Here is a 7,014-nt window from a genome sequence, read left to right as displayed (position 1 = left end):
TCGCTCCCTTTCGGCCCGATTGCCCTTTACCCCATCAGGCCAGTGCGAGAAAATAGCGCCCTTTTTTAATGACCCCCTTTTCTGCGATTCCCACGCCACTTCCGGCTTTGGGGATCGAAGTGTGTCATCTTTGCAGTGCATCAACAGGAGCTCCGAGCCCATGCCATCCCGTGCCGAACTAGCCAACGCCATCCGCGCCCTCAGTATGGACGCCGTCCAGCAAGCCAACAGTGGTCACCCCGGTGCCCCTATGGGCATGGCGGATATCGCCGAAGTTCTGTGGAACGACTATCTTAAGCACAACCCCAGCAACCCGGATTGGGCTGATCGCGACCGCTTCGTGCTGTCTAATGGCCACGGTTCCATGCTGATCTATTCCCTGTTGCACTTGTCCGGTTACGACCTGCCCATCGAAGAGCTGAAGAACTTCCGTCAGCTGCACTCCAAAACCCCGGGTCACCCCGAGTACGGCTATGCTCCCGGTGTTGAAACCACCACGGGCCCGCTGGGTCAGGGCATCACCAATGCGGTCGGTATGGCACTGGCTGAAAAGATTCTGGCGGACCAGTTTAACCGTGACAACCACAAAATTGTTGACCACTTTACCTACACGTTCCTGGGAGATGGCTGCCTGATGGAAGGTATTTCCCACGAAGCCTGTTCTTTGGCAGGTACTCTGGGACTGGGTAAGCTGGTAGCGTTTTACGATGACAATGGCATCTCAATCGATGGTGAAGTAGAAGGCTGGTTCACTGACGATACGCCGAAGCGTTTTGAGTCTTACGGCTGGCATGTGATTCCCGCCGTTGACGGTCACGACAGCAACGCCATCAAGGCCGCTATCGAAGCCGCTCGCGCGGAAACCGACAAGCCCACCATCATCTGCTGCAAAACGGTGATCGGTTTTGGCTCTCCCAACAAGCAGGGCAAAGAAGAGTGTCACGGCGCACCACTGGGTGACGAAGAGATCGCTCTGGTACGCAAGACCCTGAACTGGGAGCACGGCCCGTTTGAAATCCCTGCGGACATTGCTTCTGCCTGGAATGCACAGGACGCAGGTGCCAAAGCTGAAAGCGAGTGGCAGGGGCGTTTTGAAGCCTACAAAGCTGCACAGCCTGAGCTGGCTGCCGAGTTTGAGCGCCGTGTGATCAAGGGCGATCTGCCCGCAGATTTCTCTGAAAAAGCCGATGCTTACATCCGCGAATGTCAGGAAAAGGCCGAGAAGGTCGCCTCCCGTAAGGCTTCACAGAATACTCTGAATGCGTTTGGTCCCTTGCTGCCGGAATTACTGGGCGGTTCTGCGGATCTGGCGGGCTCCAACCTGACCCTGTGGAAGGGCTGCAAAGGGGTGGAGGCGAAAGACGCCAGCGGTAACTACATCTATTACGGTGTGCGCGAGTTCGGTATGAGCGCCATCATGAACGGTATCGCTCTGCACGGTGGCTTTGTTAACTACGGCGCTACCTTCCTGATGTTTATGGAATACGCCCGCAACGCCGTGCGCATGTCGGCACTGATGAAGCAACAGAGCATCTTTGTGTACACCCACGACTCCATCGGTCTGGGTGAAGATGGCCCGACTCACCAACCGGTTGAGCAGATCCCCAGCCTGCGTATTATCCCGAATATGCACGTCTGGCGTCCCTGTGACACGGTTGAATCCGCTGTGTCCTGGAAGTCTGCCATTGAGCGTCGCGACGGCCCGTCTTCTCTGATCTTCTCCCGTCAGGGGCTGGCGCCTCAGCCGCGTACCGACGAACAGTTGAGCAACGTGGCTCGCGGTGGCTACATTCTGAAAGACTGTGACGGTGAGCCGGAAGCCATCATCATTGCCACCGGTTCTGAAGTGGAACTGGCTGTGGCCGCAGCAGACAAACTGGTTGCCGCTGGCAAGAAAATCCGTGTGGTCTCCATGCCTTGCGCCGAGCTGTTCTGTGCACAGGATGCTGAATACCGTCAGCAGGTACTGCCTATTGAGGTGGGTGCTCGTGTCGCGGTGGAAGCGGCTCAGGAAGATTACTGGTACAAGTTTGTCGGTCTGGACGGTCGCATCGTCGGTATGAACACCTTCGGTGAATCTGCTCCGGGTGGCGAGTTGATGGAGTACTTCGGTTTCACGGTTGAGAATGTGATCAACGCCGTTGAAGAAGTGCTGGATTAATTCTCCACTTCGGCAGTGGTACTCGTCGTACAATGGGTACCACTGCACCGATTGTTCCCTCGGTTTGTTTCCACCTGAATGGGTAAGAGATCCGCTTGAGCACACCTCAGAACACTGAACACCCTTCCTCCAGTCAGCCTATCAGGCTCGCTATCAACGGTTATGGCCGTATTGGCCGCTGCGTTCTGCGCGCGTTGTTCGAGGCCGGTTTGCAGGATCAACTGCAAGTCGTCGCGATTAACGAACTGGCCGACTGCAAGACCATTGCTCACCTCACTAAATACGATTCGACCCACGGCCGTTTTCCCGGTGCGGTCAGCATTGCCGATGACCATCTCTCCATTGATGGGCAGATGATTCGGGTGCTGCACTGTGAGAGTATCGTCGATTTGCCCTGGGCGGAATTGGGGGTGGATCTGGTACTGGAGTGCACGGGAGCGTTCAGTGATCGTGGGACGGCGCAGCAGCACATCGATCAGGGGGCGCAGCGAGTCTTGTTCTCCCAGCCGGCAGAAGCGGACGTCGATGCGACCATCGTCTACGGGATCAACGAGCAGGAATTGACGGCCGCTCATGCGATTGTCTCTAACGCTTCCTGCACCACCAACTGCAGCATTCCGGTAATCAAGGCTCTGCACGAGGCCTTTGGTCTGGAAAGCGGGGTGATCACCACGTTGCATTCGGCGATGAACGATCAGCCGGTGATTGATGCCTACCACCACACAGATTTGCGAAAAACCCGCTCGGCCATTACCTCCATGATTCCGGTGGACACCGGTTTGGCGCGTGGAATTGAGCGCTTTCTGCCACAATTGGCGGGTCGTTTTGAGGCTCAGGCTATGCGGGTACCGACGGCCAATGTTTCAGCCATCGATCTGTCGGTGGTGGTGCAGCGGGATGTGACGGTAGACGAAGTGAACGCTATGCTCGCCAGGGTGGCCGCTACCGAATTCCACGGCGTGCTCGGTTACACCGAAGAGCTGCTGGCCTCCTGTGATTTCAACCACGACGCCCGTTCTGGCATTGTAGATGCAGGTCAGACCCGGGTAGCGGGCAAGCGCCTGGTCAAGGTACTCACCTGGTTCGATAACGAGTGGGGCTATGCCAATCGCATGATCGATGTGGTGCGGGTGTGGAAAGGCATTCTGGACGATTAAAAGTGGTGTTTGATTAAAGTTGTTTTTGATTAACACCAGAGCTGGATAAGAAAACTTTAGAGGTTTTATGCCAGGGGTTTGCTGTGCGCTGTGTTCACGCGGCAGACACTTTAAACCCTTATCATCAAACCTTTACATTCAACTGCAATACACAGAGGAACCACAGCCATGGCTGTAAAACTGATGACGGAACTGGATCTGGCAGGCAAGCGCGTGCTGATCCGTGAAGACCTCAATGTCCCCGTAAAGAATGGTGTCGTGACCAGCGATGCCCGCATTCGTGCGTCTCTACCCACCATTGAGCACGCCCTGAAGGCGGGCGCCAAGGTTATCGTCATGTCCCATTTGGGGCGTCCCACGGAAGGGGAATACGCAGAAGAGTTCTCCATGCAGCCGGTGGCCACCCACCTCGGTAAGTTGCTGGATCGCGACGTCTCCGTGGTTAAAGACTGGCAGAACGGTGTCGACGTGGCGGACGGTGAGCTGGTGTTGCTGGAAAACGTACGTTTTAATCCGGGCGAAAAGAAAGACGCGGACGAGTTGGCAAAAGCTTACGCGTCCCTGTGCGACATCTTTGTGATGGACGCTTTCGGCACTGCTCACCGCGCCCAGGCGTCTACTCACGGTGTGGCGAAGTTTGCCCCCGTTGCCTGTGCCGGCCCGCTGCTGGCGGCTGAGCTGGATGCGCTGGAAAAAGCCCTGGCCAACCCGGCTCGTCCAATGGTGGCGATTGTTGGCGGTTCCAAGGTTTCGACTAAACTAACCGTATTGGAAACCCTGTCTGACAAGGTGGATCAGCTGATTGTGGGGGGCGGTATTGCCAACACGTTCCTGGCCGCCAGCGGCAAGCCTGTGGGCAAATCCCTGTACGAAGAAGGTCTGATTCCCAACGCCAAGGCGCTGATGGAGAAGTGCGATATTCCGGTGCCCACCGACGTGGTCACGGGGACTGAATTCTCTGAAACCGCCGAGGCAACCTTGAAAGATGCGTCCGAAGTGACCGCCGACGACATGATTTTTGACATTGGCCCGGACTCTTCCGCCGCACTGGCAAAAATCCTGCAAGACGCCAAGACCATTATCTGGAATGGCCCGGTGGGCGTGTTTGAATTTGACCAGTTTGGTGGGGGCACCGAGTCGCTGTCCAAGGCCATTGCCGACAGCGCCGGTTTCTCCATCGCCGGTGGCGGTGACACCCTGGCGGCGGTCGACAAATACAACATTGCCGATAAGGTGTCGTATATCTCCACCGGCGGCGGTGCCTTCCTGGAGTACGTCGAAGGCAAGGTGCTGCCAGCCGTCGCCATTCTGGAAGAGCGCGCTGCGCCATAACCTGTTTACAGCTCGACAAAATAGAAACACACACAGACAAGAGACAAGGACTTAAATCATGGCCCTGTTTAGCATGCGACAAATGCTGGACCACGCCGCCGAGTACGGTTACGGCGTTCCCGCCTATAACGTCAACAACCTGGAACAGATGCGCGCCATTATGGAAGCGGCCGATGAGACCGATTCGCCGGTGATCGTTCAGGCTTCTGCGGGTGCCCGCAAATACGCCGGCGCTCCCTTCCTGCGTCACCTGATTCTGGCGGCCATTGAAGAGTTCCCGCACATTCCGGTGTGTATGCACCAGGATCATGGAACCTCACCATCTGTTTGCCAGCGCTCCATTCAGCTGGGTTTCAGCTCAGTGATGATGGACGGTTCTCTGGGTGAAGACGGCAAGACACCAGCCGATTACGAGTACAATGTTGACGTAACCCGTCGCACCGTGGAAATGGCGCACGCCTGTGGTGTGTCTGTAGAAGGTGAGCTGGGCTGCCTGGGTTCCCTGGAAACCGGTGAAGCCGGTGAAGAAGATGGCATCGGTGCAGAAGGTAAGCTAACCCACGATCAGATGCTGACCGATCCGGAAGAAGCGGCTGACTTCGTCGCCAAAACCGATGTGGATGCGCTGGCGATTGCCTGCGGTACCTCTCACGGCGCCTACAAATTCACCCGTCCACCGACGGGCGATATTCTGGCCATCGACCGTATTAAGGAAATTCACAAGCGTATTCCCGACACCCATCTGGTGATGCACGGTTCCTCTTCTGTTCCTCAAGAGTGGCTGGCGATCATCAACGAGTTTGGCGGCGAGATTCCGGAAACCTACGGCGTGCCGGTTGAGCAGATCGTTGAAGGTATCAAGCACGGCGTGCGCAAGGTCAACATCGACACTGACCTGCGTCTGGCGTCCACCGGTGCGACGCGTCGCTTCCTGGCGGAAAACCCCAGCGAGTTCGATCCACGCAAATTCCTGTCCGCGACGGTTGTGGCCATGAAAGAGATTTGTATGGCTCGCTACGAAGCCTTCGGAACTGCCGGTAACGCCAGCAAAATCAAGCCGGTCAGTCTGGACACCATGTTTGCCCGCTACGCCAGCGGTGAGCTAAAAGCTAAAATTAAGTGAAACCTTAACTTAACGTTTTGATGATCGTTAACATAAAGTTTAAATAAACGTTAAGTTTCTGAAAGCCTGAATGCGAGGCAGTAATCCTGCCTCGCATCTCTTCTCTCCCTTCCTTATACTCGTGATCAACTGCTCTTGTTGATTGTGAACACCCTATGCCCCCGACCTTAGAGTCTCTGCAGCAATTGGCTGCGCACTTGCCCGACTTCGATTTCTCTCTGTCTGTCGACCAGACGGATTGGTTGGTGACTCAGCCGGTGCAGGAGTATTTAAATCACTACGGCATCAACTTTGCCGAAGAAGGTTTGTGTGAGTCTCATCACTTTGGAAAGTTCGCGGCCGCCGGGTTTGATATCGCCGTGCAGATTTGGCGTCCGCTGAAGGCGCTAACGGGCAATGAATCGGACAAGGATCAATCAAAAGGCACCATCTTTTTGATTCATGGATTTACCGACAGTGTCGGTTTAATGCAGCACGCCATCCGTTTCCTGCTGCAAAGCCACTGGCATGTGGTGGCGTTTGACTTGCCAGGGCACGGTTTGAGCTCGGGAGTGCAGGCCAGTATTGATTCCTTTGATCAGTATCGTGACGTGTTGCAGGTGTGTCTGGCGGGCTGTCAGCAGGCGCTGCCCAGGCCCTGGCACGGTATCGGTCAGAGTACCGGGGGCGCTGTGTGGCTGAATTATCTGGGGGCCAAACCGGATCAGACCGAGATCGATCGGCTGTTGTTGTTGGCTCCGCTGGTTCGACCCAAGGGCTGGGGCAGTGCGCGCTGGTTGTTTCCGGCGGTAAAAATGATGACCGATCAGTTGCCGCGCAAATACAATACGACCTCACACGATGAAACGTTTCTGGAGTTTGTGCGCCATCACGATCCGTTACAGTCCCGGATTACGCCACTGCGCTGGGCGACAGCCATGGAAGAGTGGGTACAAGCTTTCCGGGGTTTTGACATTCAGCAGCGTCCTCTGACGATCATCCAGGGGGACGCCGATACCACGGTGGATTTCCGCTACAATTTAAAAGCTATTTGTCAGAAGTTCCCCAACACCCGAGTCGTGATGATTGCCGATGGGCGACATCAGCTGGTGAATGAATCCGGGTTCTATCGCGATCAGGTGTTTGCAGAAACCGCTAAGTGGCTGTCTGCCGGTAAGGTTTAGATTTCAGGTTGGCGTTTCCACGACCACCAAGCTTTATCTTTTGATGCCTGAAGGTAACCGACGCGACTTCAGTCGCTC

5 protein-coding genes are annotated in these 7,014 nt (G+C 55.8%); all 5 read left to right on the top strand.

The genetic code is table 11. The features are described from left to right. Nucleotides 1-160: 160 nt before the first annotated feature. On the top strand, nucleotides 161-2,161 hold the full coding sequence (gene tkt, locus ACTG33_RS03510) for a transketolase (protein ID WP_439133797.1): 2,001 nt from the start codon (nucleotides 161-163) through the stop codon (nucleotides 2,159-2,161). 95 nt (nucleotides 2,162-2,256) lie between these two features. Continuing rightward, the gene (gene gap, locus ACTG33_RS03505; RefSeq protein ID WP_439133796.1) at nucleotides 2,257-3,318 is read left to right on the top strand and encodes a type I glyceraldehyde-3-phosphate dehydrogenase; all 1,062 of its coding nucleotides are present in this window, start codon (nucleotides 2,257-2,259) and stop codon (nucleotides 3,316-3,318) included. A 168-nt stretch (nucleotides 3,319-3,486) separates the two neighbouring features. Further along, nucleotides 3,487-4,650: a phosphoglycerate kinase gene (locus ACTG33_RS03500; protein WP_439133795.1), complete on the top strand. Its 1,164-nt coding sequence runs from the start codon at nucleotides 3,487-3,489 to the stop codon at nucleotides 4,648-4,650. A gap of 58 nt (nucleotides 4,651-4,708) precedes the next feature. Continuing rightward, entirely contained in the window at nucleotides 4,709-5,773 is a 1,065-nt protein-coding gene (gene fba, locus ACTG33_RS03495) for a class II fructose-bisphosphate aldolase (RefSeq protein WP_439133794.1), read from the top strand. Nucleotides 5,774-5,928: 155 nt separating this feature from the next. Further along, entirely contained in the window at nucleotides 5,929-6,936 is a 1,008-nt protein-coding gene (locus ACTG33_RS03490) for an alpha/beta hydrolase (protein WP_439133793.1), read from the top strand. The last annotated feature ends 78 nt before the right edge of the window (nucleotides 6,937-7,014 follow it).

It is taken from the genome of Pseudomaricurvus sp., from assembly GCF_965662505.1.
Taxonomy (GTDB): Bacteria; Pseudomonadota; Gammaproteobacteria; order Pseudomonadales; family Cellvibrionaceae; genus Pseudomaricurvus.
The sequence above is the reverse complement of the archived record's forward strand: the minus strand, read 5'-3'. Positions and strand labels throughout refer to the sequence as shown.

What these genes read in the sequence shown, in the direction of transcription:
- tkt (WP_439133797.1), top strand. Translation starts at nt 161, where the DNA reads ATGCCATCCCGTGCCGAACTAGCCAACGCCATCCGCGCCCTCAGTATG.
- ACTG33_RS03500 (WP_439133795.1), top strand. Translation starts at nt 3,487, where the DNA reads ATGGCTGTAAAACTGATGACGGAACTGGATCTGGCAGGCAAGCGCGTG.
- fba (WP_439133794.1), top strand. Translation starts at nt 4,709, where the DNA reads ATGGCCCTGTTTAGCATGCGACAAATGCTGGACCACGCCGCCGAGTAC.
- ACTG33_RS03490 (WP_439133793.1), top strand. Translation starts at nt 5,929, where the DNA reads ATGCCCCCGACCTTAGAGTCTCTGCAGCAATTGGCTGCGCACTTGCCC.